Source organism: Halosimplex aquaticum (genome assembly GCF_028747785.1).
GTDB lineage: Archaea > Halobacteriota > Halobacteria > Halobacteriales > Haloarculaceae > Halosimplex > Halosimplex aquaticum.
The window spans coordinates 3,090,795-3,108,791 of the sequence record NZ_CP118158.1; the positions used below are offsets into that span (position 1 = coordinate 3,090,795).

The 17,997-nt window shown below is 66.5% G+C and carries 16 protein-coding genes; 5 read left to right on the forward strand and 11 right to left on the reverse strand.

Annotation, left to right across the window (positions count from 1 at the left end):
• Nucleotides 1-2 precede the first annotated feature (2 nt).
• From eif1A to PSC72_RS15520, 7 genes are all read right to left on the reverse strand, one after another.
• Entirely contained in the window at nt 3-290 is a 288-nt protein-coding gene (eif1A, locus tag PSC72_RS15490) for a translation initiation factor eIF-1A (RefSeq protein WP_274322323.1), read from the reverse strand.
• A gap of 143 nt (nt 291-433) precedes the next feature.
• On the reverse strand, nt 434-1,354 hold the full coding sequence (locus PSC72_RS15495; RefSeq protein WP_274322324.1) for a metal-dependent hydrolase: 921 nt from the start codon (nt 1,352-1,354) through the stop codon (nt 434-436).
• 127 nt (nt 1,355-1,481) lie between these two features.
• Nucleotides 1,482-1,805: a DUF5783 family protein gene (locus PSC72_RS15500; protein WP_274322325.1), complete on the reverse strand. Its 324-nt coding sequence runs from the start codon at nt 1,803-1,805 to the stop codon at nt 1,482-1,484.
• A gap of 110 nt (nt 1,806-1,915) precedes the next feature.
• On the reverse strand, nt 1,916-2,197 hold the full coding sequence (locus PSC72_RS15505; protein ID WP_274322326.1) for a hypothetical protein: 282 nt from the start codon (nt 2,195-2,197) through the stop codon (nt 1,916-1,918).
• Between the two features lie 282 nt (nt 2,198-2,479).
• Nucleotides 2,480-2,707: a hypothetical protein gene (locus PSC72_RS15510; RefSeq protein WP_274322327.1), complete on the reverse strand. Its 228-nt coding sequence runs from the start codon at nt 2,705-2,707 to the stop codon at nt 2,480-2,482.
• 1,423 nt (nt 2,708-4,130) lie between these two features.
• Nucleotides 4,131-4,361 (reverse strand): hypothetical protein, encoded by a 231-nt coding sequence (locus PSC72_RS15515; protein ID WP_274322328.1) that lies wholly within the window; start codon nt 4,359-4,361, stop codon nt 4,131-4,133.
• Between the two features lie 32 nt (nt 4,362-4,393).
• Complete coding sequence (locus PSC72_RS15520) at nt 4,394-4,684, reverse strand: hypothetical protein (RefSeq protein ID WP_274322329.1); 291 nt, start codon at nt 4,682-4,684, stop codon at nt 4,394-4,396.
• A 303-nt stretch (nt 4,685-4,987) separates the two neighbouring features.
• On the opposite strand from PSC72_RS15520, the gene PSC72_RS15525 reads away from it, so the two are divergent.
• Nucleotides 4,988-7,504 (forward strand): beta-mannosidase, encoded by a 2,517-nt coding sequence (locus tag PSC72_RS15525; RefSeq protein ID WP_274322330.1) that lies wholly within the window; start codon nt 4,988-4,990, stop codon nt 7,502-7,504.
• A 73-nt stretch (nt 7,505-7,577) separates the two neighbouring features.
• Here PSC72_RS15525 and PSC72_RS15530 read toward each other — a convergent pair whose 3' ends face one another.
• The gene (locus tag PSC72_RS15530; protein WP_274322331.1) at nt 7,578-8,702 is read right to left on the reverse strand and encodes an ABC transporter ATP-binding protein; all 1,125 of its coding nucleotides are present in this window, start codon (nt 8,700-8,702) and stop codon (nt 7,578-7,580) included.
• Complete coding sequence (locus PSC72_RS15535) at nt 8,695-9,771, reverse strand: ABC transporter ATP-binding protein (protein ID WP_274322332.1); 1,077 nt, start codon at nt 9,769-9,771, stop codon at nt 8,695-8,697. Before PSC72_RS15535 ends, PSC72_RS15530 begins: the two co-directional genes overlap by 8 nt.
• Before the next feature lie 139 nt (nt 9,772-9,910).
• Here PSC72_RS15535 and PSC72_RS15540 point away from each other — a divergent pair, with 139 nt between their 5' ends.
• From PSC72_RS15540 to PSC72_RS15550, 3 genes are all read left to right on the forward strand, one after another.
• A complete protein-coding gene (locus tag PSC72_RS15540) occupies nt 9,911-10,942 on the forward strand; it encodes an ABC transporter permease (protein WP_274322333.1) in 1,032 nt (343 codons plus the stop codon).
• Between the two features lie 267 nt (nt 10,943-11,209).
• A complete protein-coding gene (locus PSC72_RS15545; RefSeq protein ID WP_274322334.1) occupies nt 11,210-11,998 on the forward strand; it encodes an ABC transporter permease in 789 nt (262 codons plus the stop codon).
• A gap of 79 nt (nt 11,999-12,077) precedes the next feature.
• The gene (locus PSC72_RS15550; RefSeq protein WP_274322335.1) at nt 12,078-14,084 is read left to right on the forward strand and encodes an ABC transporter substrate-binding protein; all 2,007 of its coding nucleotides are present in this window, start codon (nt 12,078-12,080) and stop codon (nt 14,082-14,084) included.
• A gap of 62 nt (nt 14,085-14,146) precedes the next feature.
• Here PSC72_RS15550 and PSC72_RS15555 read toward each other — a convergent pair whose 3' ends face one another.
• Both PSC72_RS15555 and PSC72_RS15560 read right to left on the reverse strand, forming a co-directional pair.
• Nucleotides 14,147-14,944 (reverse strand): IclR family transcriptional regulator, encoded by a 798-nt coding sequence (locus tag PSC72_RS15555; RefSeq protein WP_274322336.1) that lies wholly within the window; start codon nt 14,942-14,944, stop codon nt 14,147-14,149.
• Nucleotides 14,945-14,986: 42 nt separating this feature from the next.
• Nucleotides 14,987-16,060 carry a Gfo/Idh/MocA family protein gene (locus PSC72_RS15560; protein WP_274322337.1) on the reverse strand — a complete coding sequence of 358 codons (1,074 nt, stop codon included), beginning with the start codon at nt 16,058-16,060 and terminating at the stop codon, nt 14,987-14,989.
• Between the two features lie 126 nt (nt 16,061-16,186).
• Between PSC72_RS15560 and PSC72_RS15565 the strand changes: the two genes are divergently transcribed.
• Nucleotides 16,187-17,470, forward strand: a complete 1,284-nt coding sequence (locus PSC72_RS15565) for an AGE family epimerase/isomerase (RefSeq protein WP_274322338.1) — start codon at nt 16,187-16,189, stop codon at nt 17,468-17,470.
• Nucleotides 17,471-17,997 lie beyond the last annotated feature (527 nt).

Below are 17,997 nucleotides of genomic sequence, written 5' to 3' on the forward strand. Positions count from 1 at the left end.
TGCTACTCCTGGATGTGTCCCTCCTCGCGCAGCTGGTCGGCCTCCTGTTTCTCGTAGCGCCACGTGATGTCCCCCTTCTCGTCCTGCCAGTCCCACGGCTCGACGAGGACGACGTCGTCCTCGCGGATCCAGATGCGTTTCTGCATCTTGCCCGGGATGCGAGCCGTCCGCGTCGTCCCGTCCATGCAGCGCACTTCCACTCGATTCGCTCCGAGCATCTCCGTGACGACGGCGAACACCTCGTCGTCGTCGGGCATCCGCAGGTCCGTTCGTCCCTCGTTGTCGCTCATACTCGTCCGTTGTCTCGGGAGACGTTTTAAGTTTTGCAGAATCTCGAAACCGGTTCCGGGACCGATCGGAGCCAGACCCGGCAGATCCACCTTCCCTGCTTGCTGGTAGTCGCGTCCCCAGAAACCCGTCTGCCGGAAACGACTCATCCGACGAAGAGGTACACCATCGCGTAGGCGACGGCGGCGAGGCTGATGGCCGAGAGCGCGGTCACGGCCGCCCGCCAGGACCGGAACCGTTCGAAGGTGGGCGGCGAGACGCCGACGACGCCGACGGCGAGGACGCTGAAGACGAAGTGATAGGAGACCTCCAGCGTCGGCGCGGGCAGTGCGAGCGCGGCGCCGGCGTAGGCCACGCCGAGTACGGCGCGGCGGTCGACGTGAGCGTGGGGGCGCTCGCCGGAGATGCGGAAGTAGGCGGCCAGCGCCAGCCAGACGGTCGCGAGTTCGATCCCGAACGCGCCCAGCAGGTGCAGCGTCGGGTCCGCGGAGAGGACGACTCGCTCGGCGACCAGCGTCAGGTCGAAGGGGTAGAGCAACGCGGGCGGTTCCCCGGTCAGCAGGTCGCCGAAGGGGTGGGTGACCAGGCCGACGAGCGCGGCGCCACCGAGGACCCGCGGCGATACGTCCCGGCGATGGGCCGCGACGACCAGCGCGACTGCGCCGAGGACGAACACGACCGTGACCGCACCGGCGAGCAGGCCGCTGAGTAGGGTCACGACGGGGATCAGTGCGAGGAGCAAGCCACCGCCGACTGCCCGCAAGTGGGACTCCGAACGGGCGGCGAGGGAGACGGCGACGGTCGTCACCGCGGCGACGGGGAGCGCGTGGGTGACGCCGCGGTGGACCCGATTGCCGGCGTCCCAGAAGGATTCGACGGGGATGGGGCCGGCGCCAGGCGACGGCGCGACGAGTCCGGCGAGGCCGTAGACGACGTCGACGTCGGGGAGCGTGGCGAAGAGGCCGGCCAGTACGGCGACGCGGAGCGCAGTCGCTCGGCTCCAGCCCAGTCGATGGGCGCCGAACGCGGCGATCGCGAACGCGAGGCAGGCGTGGCCGACGAACATCACTCACGTTTCGCCGCGCGCGAAGATAAGTGTCTCGCGCCACGCGGTCGCACACTCTATCCGCCGTCGGAGCGGGCGGCCGTTCGGGGAAGACGGCGATTCGCTGGTCTGCAACTGACGGCGGCGGTCAGTCGTTCAGACCGAACACCGAACGGATCTCCGCTTCGATCTCCTCGACGTACCGGTCGAGGACGGTCTCGACCTTCTCGTCGTCGACGACGAGCACGCCCGACAGGCGGTCGGTGGGGTCGTCGGGGAGTTCGATCCGGAACTCGCCGTCCCCCTCGTAGAACGGTTCGCTCTCGGCGAGGATCTGCTGGTCGATAGCGTGGACGAGCTCCGAGTCGTAGCGGTCGTTCATCGTCTCGAAGGCCTGCTTGTAGGTCCGCTGGAGCTCGGTGAAGTAATTCGCGTACTTGTCCTCGAACTTCTCGGGGTCGAACTCGGCCATTGTCCGGACCGAGGACGACCACCGACAAAAAGTCGTCCGTCTCGCGGCGACGCCGACGGGCGAACGCACAGCGTCGCTCGGCCGCGTCACGGCCGGCTTCCGGGCCTCGTTCACTCCTCGTCGCCGAGGCCGAAGTCCGCGGCGTCGACCGCGATCTGCGTCCGGTTCTCCGGGAACGCCAGCAGGTAGAGCCCGCCGCCGACGATCGCCGCGAAGACGACGCCCGCGGCGACGGTCGCCGCGACCGTCACCGGGACCGACTGGCCGTTCGCAGCGACGACCGCGACCACGACGCCGAGCAGCACCAGCGACGCCATCACCCCGAAGACGAACCCAGCCCCGAACAGTAGCTTGCCGTCGTCGGTCAGTGCATCCGTCGCTTCGGTGTGCATCGTGCTCTCCAGTCGGCTCCTCTCGCTTAAATATTTGCCACTGGACCCGGTGCCCGCCGCCTACGCTTCGTCTCCCCCGCCTCCCGACGGCCGCGGTTCGATTCGCGCCCGCCATTTGGTATATCGGCATTCGGTTTACGCTGCCGAATAGCGCTCGGGCGACGAGCTCGCGGAAGGCCGCGAGAAATCGCCCTCTCGGTCGAAATCTGCCGATCGAGCCCTCAACTGGGCCGGAGGTGGCCACCGAAGTACAGAATCGCCTGGGCTGCTACGGCGGGGTCGTCAGTACCCGCTCTGGGACGGGAGATACAGCAGCGCGTAGGCCATGAACAACACGCCGCCGACGCCGAGGACGACGAGGTAGGCGATCGGATCGAGGGACGTCACGGCGCCGATAGCGGAGCCGACCACAGCGGCCGGGTTCGACGCCTCGACGGACGAACCGACGACGAGCGCCACTGCTATCGCGACCAGCGCCAGGTCGAAGGCGTCCCGCTCCTCGATTGCCATCGTCGGATCGCTCGCGGCCGACCCACATAGTTGCCACGGCCGCCCGTTTCGACCGTCCGACCAGGGGTTCGCCGGCCGCAATCGGCTCCGCCCACCTCCGCATGTCTGCCCACCGGCGTGCGTTGCCGATCGCTGGTCTGTGCAACCTCCGGTCGGACGCCCACGTTTCGCTCGCGTAGAGGGCCGTCGAACCGGTAGGAATTTGCCCGTCGTTCACCGCACGGGGAACACTCTGGATGGGTTCTGCGCCGCCTTCTACACTTCGCGGCAGGGGATCTCCATCAGCCGAGTATCGGGGCTTCGGGCATAGCTGTCTCCTGTCTCACTAGGTTCCTGTTCGTTCAAAACCCGGCTGCCGCCGATCCGTGACCCGTGGAAACGTTCGCTGCTTTCGGACTGTGTTTGGGCTGTCGGTCGACTACGTCTTCACCGACGACAACTGAGGGGCTCCGGACGGTAGGCAGTCGGGACTTGGATCACCAACCGTCGATGGTGGCGGTCAGACGGGATCGACGAGGCCAGTGAATCCGGTTGCTCCTAACTTGTCCGCGCGCGCACGATCCGACCCGGTGATGGCCGCTCATTCCACGTCGTGTTCGCGGTCGGGGTTTCGAGGACGGTTGATCGACGGGATTCGGCCTTTAGGGTGCTATCCGGAGCGAACGCCCGACTTTTGCCGTCTGCCGGCACGCCGCAGAGCTGTTTGCATACACCGTATATCGCTATACGAAGTTCCGACTGTGCTTTCGCCGATTGGCGCTCAGTCGAGTAGGTAGCAGCCCTGTGAACGGGGTTTTCGTGAAGACGGGCTCTCTCCGCGGATCTGAACTGCGAATAGATAGCGTTTGAATACATACTCGTGTTTTTATATTAAGTGACTGTCTGTTGTGTTCGGATCAGCACCCTCTACCGTCGGTTCGTGTCTGAACGGTATACGATGGCAATATCTTCGCCGATCCGATTTACGTATCGAGGCAGCTGGTCAGATTTGTCGTAGGCTGTGAGGGACTTCGAAATCCGAGTATTCTTCCGTTTGAGCGCGTGAGATGTATTTCTCTGAGTACTGCATTGAGAAACGGCGGTTATAGAAGATAACAGGAAAGTAGTGGATCATGTATGATTTTAGCTATTATCGATCCGAGGGCGGCACTTTCGGTCTCGCTTCGAGTTTCTCGCTCCGGCGTGCGGCTGTGTCGTCGTTCGGTGTGCGACGTTCGACTCGACGAGTCCAGCAGAAGATTACGGCCATAGGATCGTAATCGGTTGTTTGATTCAAGCAAACGTTGGTCGAGACGACCGTCCGAAGAACTCGATACGGAACGGTGACAGTGGATTCCGGTGTCGAGTGTCGAGAAAATGCACGCAGGAGGCGGTACCGCCGGTGGATCGGTCGGATCGTGGGGTCAGGAGTGCGGCTCCGGGTTCACTTGTACCCGATGGCCCGCAACCCCAGTTCGCCGAACAGTGCGTAGACGATCGCACTGACGCCGAGGACGCCGAGAATGCCGGCTATTGGGCCGGAGACGGCGAGCGCGGTCGCGAACATCGCGACGCCCAGGGCGACGACGAAGTTGAGGAACGAACTCCGAACCGCGACCAGCGGCCGGAGCAGCGGGTGGTACTCGTCTGTGTCGGAGTCCAGGCTGTCAGTCATCGTGGACACGTCCCCAAACGCGCGATCCAGGCTTATAACGATGGCGGCCCACCGTCGTCCGCGTCGAGCGTCGGGCCCGACCGACCGTAGGGCATGTCGTCGCGACATCGGTAGAGCGCGTAGCTCGTCCAGCCGATCATGAACAGGATGCCCGGGAGGCTCATGATCCCCACCGTCGCGCCGGCTCCGCCGGGTTCGTTGACGAACACGAGGATCGCGACGTCGAGGATCAGTGCGAGCACGCTACCGGCGAGCAGTAGCGCCACGACGAGCTGGTTCGCACAGACGTGCATCAGGAGCTGTTGTCGAAACGTCTCCGCCATAGTCCCTCGCTGTTCCCGACCGGTATTCAGTGTTGGGTTGCCCGAGACCGCCAGGAGCATCACTATCGGCCGGTTCCCGGCCGATGCAATCCTGTGACTGCTGAGAGTTCCGGCGCTTTTCTGGAATATCGCGTCCTGTTTCCGAGTGGCAAACAGATCTGGGAGGCTCCAGATGAGTTTGATAGAGACAAACGAAAGGCGGGGACGTTTGCGAGGAATTGCCGGTCGAGAAGACGCCGAACGGCGGCAGGAGCGTCGCTGGTGGCGACACTGTTAAGGGCCAGAGCCGGCGTTGTAGACCGTATGCGAACTCAGTCGCTGAACGGACAGTGGCGGTTCCGTCGATCGGACGGTGAGTCCTGGCTCGACGGCGAGGTGCCGGGGGGCGTGTACTCGGATCTCCTGAACGCCGGCGAGATCCCCGACCCCTTCGTCGCGGACAACGAACTCGACGTGCAGTGGGTGGGGACGACGGACTGGGTCTACCGCCGGACCGTCGACGTCGGCGAGCGGCTCCTCGACCACGACCGCGTCGTCCTGCGATGCGAGGGACTCGACACGGTGGCGACCGTCCTGATCAACGGCAGCGTCGTCGGCGAGTCGGTCAACATGCACGTCGGCCACGAGTTCGACGCCGCCGGGGCGCTCGAACCGGGCGAGAACGAGGTCACCGTCCGGTTTCGGTCGCCCGTCGAGTACGGTCGAGAGCGGGCGGCCGAGTACCCCCACGAGGTCCCGTCGATCCGCTATCCCGTCGACCAGCCCGGCCGCGCGTTCGTCCGCAAAGCCCAGTGCCACTACGGGTGGGACTGGGGCCCCTGCCTGCCGACCTCGGGCATCTACCGGGACATCTCGCTCGTCGGCTACTCCGAACCGCGGATCCGCTACGCGAAGACCGAGCAGGACCACACCGTCGCGGGGATCGACCTCACGGTCAGGGTCGGCGTCGACGCGCCGACCGCGGGGACGTACGACCTGACCGTCGAGGTGGCAGAGACGAGCCTGACGGAGGCCGTCGCGCTCGACGCGGGCGAGCAGGAAGTCGAACTCACCGTCCCGGTCGACGAGGGCGCCGTCGAACTGTGGTGGCCCGACGGGTACGGTGACCAGCCACTCTACGACCTGTCAGTCTCTGTCGGGGACCATACCCACACGGACCGGATCGGTTTCCGCGATGTGGACCTGGTGGTCGAACCCGACGAGGCGGGCACGTCCTTCTACTTCGAGGTCAACGACGAACCGGTCTACGCCAAGGGGGCCAACACCATCCCGACGGCGCCGCTGTACGGCGACGTGACCGCCGAGCGCTACGAACACCTGATCCGCAGCGCGGCCGACGCGAACATGAACATGCTCCGCGTGTGGGGCGGGGGGTACTACGAGGACGAGGCGTTCTACGACCTGTGCGACGAGTACGGGCTGCTGGTCTGGCAGGACTTCATGTTCTCCTGCTCGCTCCACCCCGCCGACGACGCGTTCCTCGACACCGTCGAGGAGGAGGTCCGCTATCAGGTCCGCCGCCTCGCGAGCCACCCCTCGATCGCCGTCTGGTGCGCCAACAACGAGAACGAGGAGGCGCTGGAGAACTGGTACGGCGACCACGAGCGCCACGAGGCTCACCGCGAGGACTACCGCGCTCTCTACGAGGAGACCGTCGAGCCGGCGTGTCGCGAGGAGGACCCCTCGCGCGCCTACTGGCCCGGTTCGCCCTCCAGCGGCCCCGGCGAACTCGAACCGTACGTCTTCGAGAAGGGCGACATCCACTACTGGGACGTGTGGCACCGCGGCCAGCCCTTCGAGGACTACTACACGACCGAGCCCCGATTCGTCTCCGAGTTCGGCTACCAGTCGTTCCCGTCGCTCGATTCGCTCCGGACGGTCCTCGACCCCGACGAGTTCAACCCCACGTCGCCGACGATGGAACACCACCAGCGCAATCCCGGCGGCAACGCCACCATCCTCCGCCGGATGGCCGACTACTTCCGCATCCCCTTCGACTTCGCCGACTTCGTCTACGTCTCCCAACTGCTCCAGGCCGAGGCCATGTCGACGGCCATCGAGTACTGGCGGCGGCGCAAACCCACGACGATGGGCGCGCTCTACTGGCAGCTCAACGACCTCTGGCCGGTCGCCTCCTGGTCGTCCATCGAGTACGACGGCAAGTGGAAGGCCCAGCAGTACGCCGCCCGTCGACAGTTCGCGCCCGTCCTCCTCTCGTTCCACCCCGCGTTCGAGGGGCGCGACGGCGTCGACAACGTCCAGGCCGAGGACCCGGACGACGCCGACTGGGGCGACGTGACCGCTCAGACGCTGTGGATCACCAGCGACGAGACGGGGCCGCTGACCGGGGCGGTCGACCTCGAAGTCGCCACCTTCGACGGTGAACTCGTCCGCGAGGAGTCGGTCGCAGTCGACCTGGACGCCCACGAGAGCACCGCTCTGGCGACTGTCGAACGCGCGGAGTTACCCGACGGCGTCGCTCCGTCGGAGGTGATGGTCCGCGCCGCGCTCGACGGCTCGCGAGAGTCCTACCCGGCGACGGCCTTCTTCGCCGACTACAAGCGACTCGCCCTGCCCGAGACGGACCTGACCGTCGAGATCGACGGATGCGACGTGACAGTCGGCGCCGACCGGGCGGCGCTGTTCGTCGAACTCGACCCGGGCGCGCTGCCGGGCGCCTTCGGCGACAACTACGTCCACCTCGCCGCCGGCGAGGAGCGGACGCTCTCGTTCGACGCGTACGACGACCGCCGGGACGCGCTCGTCGAAGCCCACCTCGCCGAGGAACTCTCGGTCCGCCACCTGCGCGAGACGTACTGACGCGTTCGGCGACGCGACCGCTGGTGCCGAAGCGTAGCCGCCGCAAAATCGCTCTGCACTCCCGTCTATCCGGTCAGTCGCCGGCCGATCGTTTTGCGGCCGAGCCCTCGTCGGCGTCCGGCAGGGGGGCGCTCTCCCAGTAGGGGTGGTCGTCGTCGGCGCGGAAACAGCGGGTACGGTGGGCGGACTCGACGGACGTCGACGGCGGCATCTCGTCGGTGCAGGCCTCGCGCGCCTCGGGACAGCGGTCGTGGAAGGGACAGCCCGCGGGCGGGTTCGCGGCGTCGGGGACGTCGATCGCGCGGAGCGGCGCGTCCTCGATGCCGTGGGCGTCGCTCGCCCGCTCGCCCGAGGCGAGGTCCGGCGTCGCCCACAGCAGCGCCTTCGTGTAGGGGTGCTGGGGGTTCTCGATGACCCGGTCGACGGGACCGATCTCGACGAGCTTCCCGAGGTACATGATGCCGATGCGGCCGCCGGACTTCTTGGCGACGTAGCGGGCGTTGGAGATGTCGTGCGTGATGTAGAGGTACGCGGTGTCGACGGCCTCCTGAAGCCGGAGCATCAGGTCCATCATGTTGATCCGGAGGCTCACGTCCAGCGCGCTGATGGCCTCGTCGGCGAGGATCAGGTCGGGACTCATCAGCAGCGCGCGGACGAGGGCGACGCGCTGTTGCTGGCCGCCCGACAGCTGGTGGGGATACCGGTCGGCGAAGTCCGCCGCCGGGTCCAGGCCGACGTACTCCAGGAAGCCGTAGACGTGCTCGCGCCGGTCGGTGCGGCTCATCTCGGGTTCCCAGCGGCGCAGCGGCTCGGCGAGGATCGACTCGATGCGGGAGTTCGCGTCGAGCGACGCCTCGGGGTCCTGGTGGACGATCTGGAGCGCCCGGCGGATCTCCTCGAAGTCGTGGTCGAGGTCGCCGCCGCCGAGCAGGCCGCGGGCGTCCTTGGCCTCCCAGACGTCCGTCCCGCGGTACCGCACGCTCCCCGCTGTCGGCCGGTGGAGGCCGATGGCGGCCTTGCCCAGCGTCGTCTTGCCGCAGCCGGACTCGCCGACCAGCGCGACGACCTCGTTCTCGTGGACGTCCAGCGAGACGCCGTCGACCGCCCTGACCGTTTCGGCGCCCTTCAGCCCGAACAGCCGGCTGTTCTCGAAGTGGACGTGCAGGTCCTCCAGGGAGACGACCACGTCGTCACTCATCGACACCACGCTCCTCGTCGGACTCGGCGGGTCCCGCCGTCGGGATCCGGACCTCCCGTTTGGAGGCGTCGGGGTAGTGGCAGGCAGCCGCGTGTTCCTCGCCGAAGACGTCGAGGGCGGGCGCTTCGCGGGCGCATCGCTCGTCGGCGACTGGACATCGCGGGTGGTAGGGACAGCCGCTGGGCACGTCGTTCGGGTTGGGCGTCGACCCGGGGATCGCCGCCATCGTCGACAGCGGCGCCGAGACGTTCGGCACCGCGCTCAGCAGGGCGCGGGTGTAGGGGTGTTCGGGCTCGGTCAGCATCTGCTCGGTCGGGCCGACCTCGGCGAACTCGAAGGCGTACATGACCGCCAGCCGGTCGGCGATGAGCGAAATCAGGTTCAGGTCGTGCGTGACGAACACGAGCGTCAGGTCGTACTTCTCCTTGATGTCCGAGAGCAGGGAGACGATGGCCCGCTGCATCAGCAGATCCAGCGCCGCCGTCGGCTCGTCGAGGACGACCACCTCCGGGTCGAGGACGACCCCGAGCGCGATGAGCACGCGCTGTTTCATCCCGCCGGAGAGCTCGTGCGGGTAGGAGGGCAGCACCTGCTCGGGGTTCAGGTAGAGGTCGCGACAGATCTCGTGCGCCCGCTTTAGCCCCTCGCGTTCGTCGACGCCGTGGGCGGCGAACGTTTCCAGGAAGTGCTGGCGGACGGTCATCGTCGGGTTGAACGCGCTCCCGGCCGACTGGACGACGAAGGCCATCTCCTGCCAGCGGACGCCCGCCTTGAGCTCCGACTCGCTCATGTCCGTCACGGTGATCGGCTCGCCCTCCTCGGGGTAGTAGGTGACCTCGCCGCCGACGCGCCCGGGTTCGACGACGGCGTTCAACAGCGACGAGGCGAACATCGACTTGCCCGACCCCGACTCGCCGACGATTCCCAGCGTCTCGCCCCTGTACACGTCGAAGTCGACCCCGTCGAGGACGCGCGACTCGCCCGCTTCCATGTCGAAGGTGACCGACACGTCCCTGACTTCGAAGACGACGTCTCCCGCCGGTCGCTCCGCTGACTCGGCAACTGTCATGCGCCGGGGTTCTCTATCCTAGTATAAAAAATTATGGCCCAAATCCCGCCGCTGTGCCGACGATCGTGTCGGTCGCCGGAGGCCGGCCTCGGTCGCTACCACCGCAAAGCATAAACGGGATAGTTACGACGGCGAACACATGGCGTCCAGTTACTTCCTCAAGCGGACAGCCCACGCCGTGCTGGTGTTCGCCATCGTCACGTCGCTGGCGTTCGCCATCTTCCGGCTCATGCCGTTCGGCCCGGTCGAGATGGTCCGGCTCCGGCTCATGCAGCAGATGAGCACCTCGGGGTCGTTCAGCCAGGCCGAGCTCGACCGGATCAACACGATGGTCGAGACGTACACGAACATCAACCCGGACCGGCCGATCCCGCTCGCCTACGTCGATTACCTCGAACAGGTGATCGTCCACCAGGACCTCGGCCGGTCGTTTCACTTCAGCAAGCCGGTGACGGAGGTGCTGGCGACCCGGATGCAGTGGTCGATCTTCATCAGCGTCTACGGCATCGCGCTGGGTCGGACGACATCGCTCCTGCTCGGGGCGGGCATGGCCTACAAGGAGGGCAGCCGCTTCGACAAGGTGCTGACCGGCTTCTCCATCCTCAACCGGACGGTCCCGTTCTACATCGTCGGTATCGTGGTCCTGATCGTCTTCTCGTTCAACCTCGGCTGGTTCCCCTCGGGCGGGCTCTACAACCGCGCCTACACGCCGGGGCTCAACGTCGACTTCATGGTCAGCATCGTCAGGCACGCCACCCTCCCCGTGTTCGCCTCGTTCATCGCCGGGTTCGGCGGCGCGCTCGCCTACCGCGGCAACTGCATCCGGGAGCTGGGGAAGGGGTACATCCGGGTGGCCCACCTCCGCGGCATCAGCGACGCGCGCATCGCCATCCGCTACGTCGGCCGCAACTCCCTGCTGCCCATCTACACGAGCCTGACGCTGGCCATCGCGACGGTCTTCTCCTCGTCCATCATCCTGGAGACGATCTTCGGCTACCCCGCGATGGGCTACGTGACCTACGAGGCCCTGCTCAACCGCGACTACCCGCTGTTGATGGGGTCGTTCATGTTCTTCACGGCCATCACGCTGCTTGGCATCCTCGTCGCGGACCTGACCTACGGGATCATCGACCCGCGCGTCAAGGGAGGTGGCGACCGTGAGGCCTTCTGAGGGGGGGTTCGGAGCTTCGATCCGACGGCGTCCCTGCGAGCGAAGCGAGCAGGGGGCTCGTCAGAGCTCCGCTCTGACGGCGGAACTGCCGAGGAGGACCTGTTCACGCCAGACACGTCGGTCCAGCGGGAGACGCTGGCGGACAGGATCGGTCACGGGATCCGCGCGCACGTCGTCGCGCCGCTGCGGATCGTCGCCGAGGACCCCCGGGGCGTCGTCGGCATCTCGATCCTGACGGCGTTCGTCCTCCTGGGGACCGTCGGCGTCGTGGTCTACCCCCAGCCGACGACGATGGAGGCGCCGATCTTCGCGCCGCCGTTCCAGTCGCTTTCGTACCCGCTGGGGACGGGCGTGCTCGGCCAGCAGATCGACCGCCAGATCGTCCACGCGACGCCGGCGATGCTGAAGATGATCCTCTCGGGGGCGCTGCTGTCGATGGTCCTCGGGACGGCCATCGGGACGGTCGCCGGCTACAAGTCCGGCCGGTGGGACTACGTCCTGATGCTGTTCTCCGACACCGTAATGACGGTCCCGGCGCTGGCGCTGGTGGTCGTCCTCGTGGCCGTCTACGTGCCCGAGGACCCCTACGTCGTCGGGCTCATCCTCGGGATCAACAACTGGCCGGGGCTGGCCCGGACCGTCCGCTCGGAGGTGCTCTCGATCCGCGAGAACGACGTCGTCGAGGCGGCCCGCGTGATGGGCCTCTCCGACGCGCGGATCGTCCGGAAGTACGTCGTCCGGAACCTGATGCCGTACATCTCTATCAACTTCGCCAACAGCTCGCGGCGCATCATCTTCGAGGCCGTCGGCCTGTACTTCCTCGGCCTGCTCCCCACCTCGACGCAGAACTGGGGGATCATGATGCAGGAGGCGTACAACAACTCCGACCTCACCGCGCTCTCCCAGCTCCACTGGCTGGTGTTCCCCATGCTGACCATCGTCCTCCTCGTCCTCGGACTCATCCTGACCGCCCAGTCGCTCGACCGGCTCTGGAACGTCCGCCTGCGAGCCCGCCAGCTCGGCGACGAGGACGAGACGGCCGTCGACGCCGACTGACCGCGGCCGCGTCGGTCGCCGAAATATAATATTTGTTCCAAAATCATTTTATAGTGGCGATGAATTGACACAGATACTCATGCAGGACGATAGCGGTGGACACGACCAGTTGAGCCGCCGGGCGTGGCTGTCGGCAGTCATGGGCGTCGGGGCGTCGGCGCTCGCGGGCTGCAGCGGCGGCGGTTCGACGCCGACCGGCAACGGCGACGGCACGGACCCGTCGGGCGGCGGGGAGACGAGCGCGGCGACGGCGACGGTCGCGAAACAGACGGCGGTCGACGAGGGGGTTCAGGCGCAGGACCCCAACTTCAACTGGGTGGTCAAGAGCGACTTCAACCCGGTCGAGGGGAACTTCAACCCCCAGAGCCCGAACTCGAACTCCGAGTGGTTCTTCAACCGTATCTGGGGGGATCTCACGATCCAGGCGAACCTCCAGGGGACGCCGATCGAGTTCATGGCCGACTCCTTCGAGGTCGCCGACGACGGGTCGTCTGCGACGCTCACGCTCGGAGAGGGCTACCAGTGGTGGGACGGGACGCCGGTTCGCCCGAAGGACCTCCTCACGACGCGGACGTACACCAACTTCACCCAGCACTACCAGGAGAAACACCCGGACAACCCGGCCGAGATCGTCCAGGAGCAGCCCGCGACGATCCGGTTCAACTACCGGTGCCCGACGAACCCGGACCTGGCGCTGCTGAACCAGCGCAATAGCCTCAACTTTCCCAGGTACGAGTTCTACGAGCCGTGGTTCCAGCGGTACCGCGACGCCTCCAGCGAGTCCGAGATCGAGAGCATCACCAAGGAGTTCAACGAGGAGTCCCTGTCGCTGCAGACCGTCGTCGACGAGGACTACGGCTGCGGCCTCTGGAAACCGACCGACTGGGACACCCAGCGGATCGTCCACGAGAAGGTCGAAGACCACCCCCGCGCCGGCAACACCAACCTCAAGCAGTTCACGATCGACCTCCTCGGCAGCAACCAGAAGATCACCCAGGCCATCTCCAACGGCGAAGTCGACGCCGGGAACGTCGGCGCCATCTCCGGCACGTCGGTCCCGAATCGGGACATGGAGATCGTCCACAGCGTCCCGACGGGCGCCCAGATCGGCCTCAAACTCAACAAGGCCAACCCCCACCTCGCCAAGCCCCGCGTCCGCCGGGCGCTGGCCTACGCGATCAACTACGAGGACATCACGACCGCCCTCGACAGCGGCCTCGGCGTCAACGCCAAGACGGTCCGGACCCAGAACATGACCTCGCGGCAGATCGAGAACAACTACCTGCCCGACGGGACCCTCGAAAAGATGATCGACTACGGGTCGACGACGGATCTCGACAAGGCGACCGAGCTGATGAAGGCCGCCGGGTACACGAAACAGGGCGGGACGTGGACCGACGACCAGGGCCGCAGCGTCAACCTCACCCACATCACGCCGCCGTGGAACAAGTACAAGTTCATCTCCGATTACCTCAGCAACAAGCTCGGCGAGTTCGGCGTCCAGACGAAGGTGCAGTCGCTGTCGTACTCGGGGCTGATGAACAAGTGGCAGAACACCTTCGAGTTCGACATGATGACGTGGTTCCAGTCGGGGCTCCACCCGGCGATCTGGTACAGCCTCGGCCGCAACGGGAAGGGCTGGCAGGAGCTGCGCGGGTGGGGGCTGAACATGCTCGCCAACCCCGGCGAGAGCGCCGACTCCTGCGAGCCGAAACCACTCGAGATCGCCGAAGGCAAGGAGGTCGACGACCGGCTCGGACAGCCGATCCGACCGGCGTACCCGGCCGAGATCGGGACGGAGACGCTCGACCTCTCGCAGGTCTCGGAGACGAAGACCCTGGAGCCGTTCGTGCTCAACGACTCGATGCGCCGGACGACCTCCCGCGAGGAACTCGAAAATCTCGCCGCCGAGTTCGCGTGGTACGCCAACTGGGCGGTCCCGAACCTCGAACTGTTCGACGAGGTGTTCACCCACTACGGCAACACCCAGAAGTTCGTCTTCCCCAACCCCGACCAGGACGTCTACTACCTGCGCAACCACTGGCAGTGGATGCTCCACGGCGCCGTTGACGGCGCGGGTACCTGAGTCCGGCGGCGTCAGTTACTGCCCGCGTCCACCCGCTCCCCGACCGCTGTCGAGGACCGGCGTCACTGCGAGAACTGTTCGGTCCACGTCGAGTAGGTGTTCTGGAGCTCGACGACGCCGACGACGTTGCGAAGCCGGTCGGGCAGCTCCGAGCGGAACCGCTCGCCCGAGAGGCGCTCGGTCGGCCCCGAGACGCTGATCGCGCCGAGGAGTTCGCCGTCCGGCGAGTCCACGGCCGCCGCCACGCAACGGACCCCTTCGTAGCGCTCCTCGTCGTCGAAGGCGACGCCCTCGGAGGCGATCGACGACAGCTCTTCGCGCAGCGCGTCCGGGTCGGTGACCGTCGCGTCGGTGTACGGTTCGAGCGCGGTCTCGGCGAGGTAGCGGTCGCGCGCTTCGGGCGCGAGTTCGGCGAGGAACGCCTTCCCGGCCGCGGTGCAGTAGAGGGGTTCGTCGCTCCCGAGGTGCATCCGCGGGTGGTCGGTCCGGTCCCCGCTCGTCCGGTAGATCGTCACGCCTCGCCCGTCGTGTTCGGCGATGAGCCGCGCCTGCTCGCCGGTCTCGGCGGCCAGGTCCTCGACGTCGGTCTTCGCGAGGTGATACAGCGGCTGGTGTTCGCGGACCTGGCCGCCGACCGAGAGGAAGCCGAGGCCGAGGCGGTACTCGCCGTCGTCGCGTTCGAGGTAACCGTGCTTGCACAGCGTCGTGACGTGGTGGTGGACCGACGCCTTCGAACAGTCGAGCGCGACCGCGATCTCGGTGACGCCGGCCCGCTCGCGCTCGCGGATGACGTCGACGACGCGCAGCGAGGTCTCGACGGACTGGACGGTCTTCCCGATCTCGCCGTCGGTGCCGGTCATACGACGCCGAACGTGCCCCGCGGATATAAATCGTCCCGGCGGTCACTCCGACTGGGCGTCGTAGATGCGGTCGATGACCCGCTGGACGTCCAGCGCCTCGTGGACGTTCGTCACCGACGGCCGCTCGCCGGTGACGACGGCGTCGACGAACGTCTCCAGTTCGTCCGTGTAGGGGTCGTTCGGCCGGACGTGGACCGTCGAATCCACGAAGTGGTCGCGGCCGCCCTGGCGGACCTCGTAGAGCGTCAGGTCGTTGCGCTGGTCCGGGACGGGTTCGACCGCGTCGAGCGAGTTGGTGATGTCGAGTTTCGCGCCGGCGTCGGTCCCCTTGATCCGGTAGGAGTGGCTCCCCTCGTCGTTGGCGGCCCAGGCGACTTCGACCGTCGCGGTCAGGCCGTTGGCGAACTCGCAGAAGGCGGTGACGGTGTCCTCGACGTCGTACATCTTCGCCTGGTCGTCCTCGCCCCACATCTCGAGATACGCGTAGTCGTCCCGGTGGCCGAAGTACGAGTCGACGGCGGCGCTGACGGATTCGAGTTCGGGCCACCCGGAGAGGTACAGCAGCATGTCGAGACAGTGCGCGCCGGTGTCGAGCAGCGCCCCGCCGCCGGCGATGTCTTCGGAGGTGTACCACGTCCCGCGACCGGGGACGCCTCGACGGCGGACGTACTTGGCGTCGATGTGCGTTATCTCGCCGAGATAGCCGCTCTCGACGTACGACCGGGCGACCCGGCAGACGTCCCGGTAGCGGTGGTGGAACCCGACCATGCAGACGTTGCCGGTCCGCTCGGCGGCCTCGGCGATGCGCTCGGCGCTCTCCAGATCGTGGGCGAGCGGCTTCTCCAGGAGCACGTCCAGACCGGCTTCGAGCGCGCCGAGCGCCGAGGGCTCGTGGAACCTGTTCGGCGTCGAGATGACGACCGCGTCGACGTCCCGGCCGAAGAGGTCGTCCGGGCTCTCGTAGGCCGGTCTGTCGAACGTCTGCTCGAACTGTTCGCGGGCGCTCGGGTCGGCGTCGACGCCGAACACCTCGTGGCCCATCTCCCGTAGCAGTCGCGCGTGGTTGGCACCGTGGGTTCCCAGCCCGACGATCCCCACCGTCACAGTCTCGTCCATGGCTCGTAGGGTCTCCACCCGGCCGCCAGTTAACGCTTTCTCGGCGATCGGCCGCGGCCGACCCGCCGCGCCGGGGGTCGGCCTTCCGGCAAGACTATGGGGTCGATCGACGCATTCGTGAACGCAATGGCAGACCGAGCCACGCCGCTCGACCAGTACCGACAGCCGCTCGAATCGACGCTCACCGACAACGTCCTCGACTTCTGGTTCCCGCGGTCGGTCGACGACGAGCACGGCGGGTTTCTCACCAGCTACGACCGCGAGGGCGCGTTCGCCGGCAACGGTCGCAAGCAGGTCGTCACGCAGGCGCGGATGGTGTGGGTCGCTGCCCGCGTCGCCCGCGCGGGCTACGGCGACGAGTACCGCGCGATCGCCGAGGCCGGGTTCGACTTCCTCGTCGACGCCATGTGGGACGACGACCGCGGCGGCTTCTACTGGGAGGTCGAGCGCGACGGGACGACGAGCAAGCCGAACAAGCACCTCTACGGGCAGGCGTTCGGGCTCTACGCCTGCTCGGAACTCGCCCGCGTCACCGACGACGAGCGGCCGGCCGAGTACGCCCACGACCTCGTTTCCCTCCTCGACGAACACGCCAAAGACGACGTCCACGGCGGCTACGTCGAGTACTTCACGCCGGACTGGGACCCGATCACCGAGGGCCAGACCTACCTGGAGAACATCGAACCGGACTGGTCGCCCAAGGAGTCGGGCGACGCCGTCCTCGACCCGACATTGAAGCTCACCAACACCCACCTCCACCTGCTGGAGGCGTTCGCCACCTACTACGAGGTGTTCGAGACCGAGACCGGCCGCTGCCGCCTCCACGAACTGTTCGATATCGTCACGAACACCGTCTACCGGACGGGCCGGCGCTTCTGCACCGACAAGTACGAGCCCGACTGGACGCCGAAACTCGACGACGAGGCGTTCCGGATCGTCTCCTACGGGCACGACCTGGAGGGAGTGTGGCTGGCGATGGAGGCCGCCGACGCGCTGGGGCTGTCGACGGACCTGTACCGCGAACTCTTCGAGACGCTGTGGGACTACGCGCTGGAGTACGGCTACGACGACGAACGCGGCGGCTTCTACTTCTACGGCGGGTTCGACGAACCCGCGAGCTTCCGGGTGAAGGCGTGGTGGGTGCAGGCCGAGTGCATGACCAGCGCGCTCCGGACGTACGAACGCACCGGCGACGACCGGTACGTCGACGTGTTCGCGGAGACGTGGGCGTTCCTGGACGAACACCAGATCGACCGCGAACGCGGCGAGTGGCACTCCGGCGTCACCGACGACCTCGAACCGGTCGGCCGCAAGGGAGCCGTCTACAAGGGCGCCTACCACAACGGCCGCGCGCTCGTCGAGTGCATCGAGGCGATCGACCGGATCGCGTCGACCGGTGCGAATACATAAAATACACGTTCATAATCTGTAACTGACTAAAAGTCCGCTCTCGGTCAAAGCAGTGACACCGGTGTCGTCGCCACGCACTGGCCGTTCGCTCGCCTGACTGGTGACTGTATGCTATAATCCCGGTTCATAGGCCGAATGTGTCGGAATTTCACGCTCGGTGGGGAGCAACAGCCGACTACGACGACAGGCCGGTCCCGGTACTCACTCGCGTTCGACGAACAGACGAATTATTCCGCGAAGGCGCTGTATGTGCCCGATTCGTCGCCATCCGGGATTTAGAGGCGACTATCCGATCTCACGAACGAGACTGACGGGTTCGAAGGATAGAAAGGACAGTCTACTTAGTAGTATGCAGAACTATTCTGAGTTTTATATATTTTGTCGGTCGATATCGGATCGTGAGTGGCGGTCGCGTCTCTGGCCGTAGCGGGTCCGATTCACGTCCGGAGTCGTAGCGGGGAGAAGGGAAAGTGGGAGCGAGGGCGGAGGGAGCGAGGGCGGAGGGAGCGAGGGCGGAGGGAGCGAGG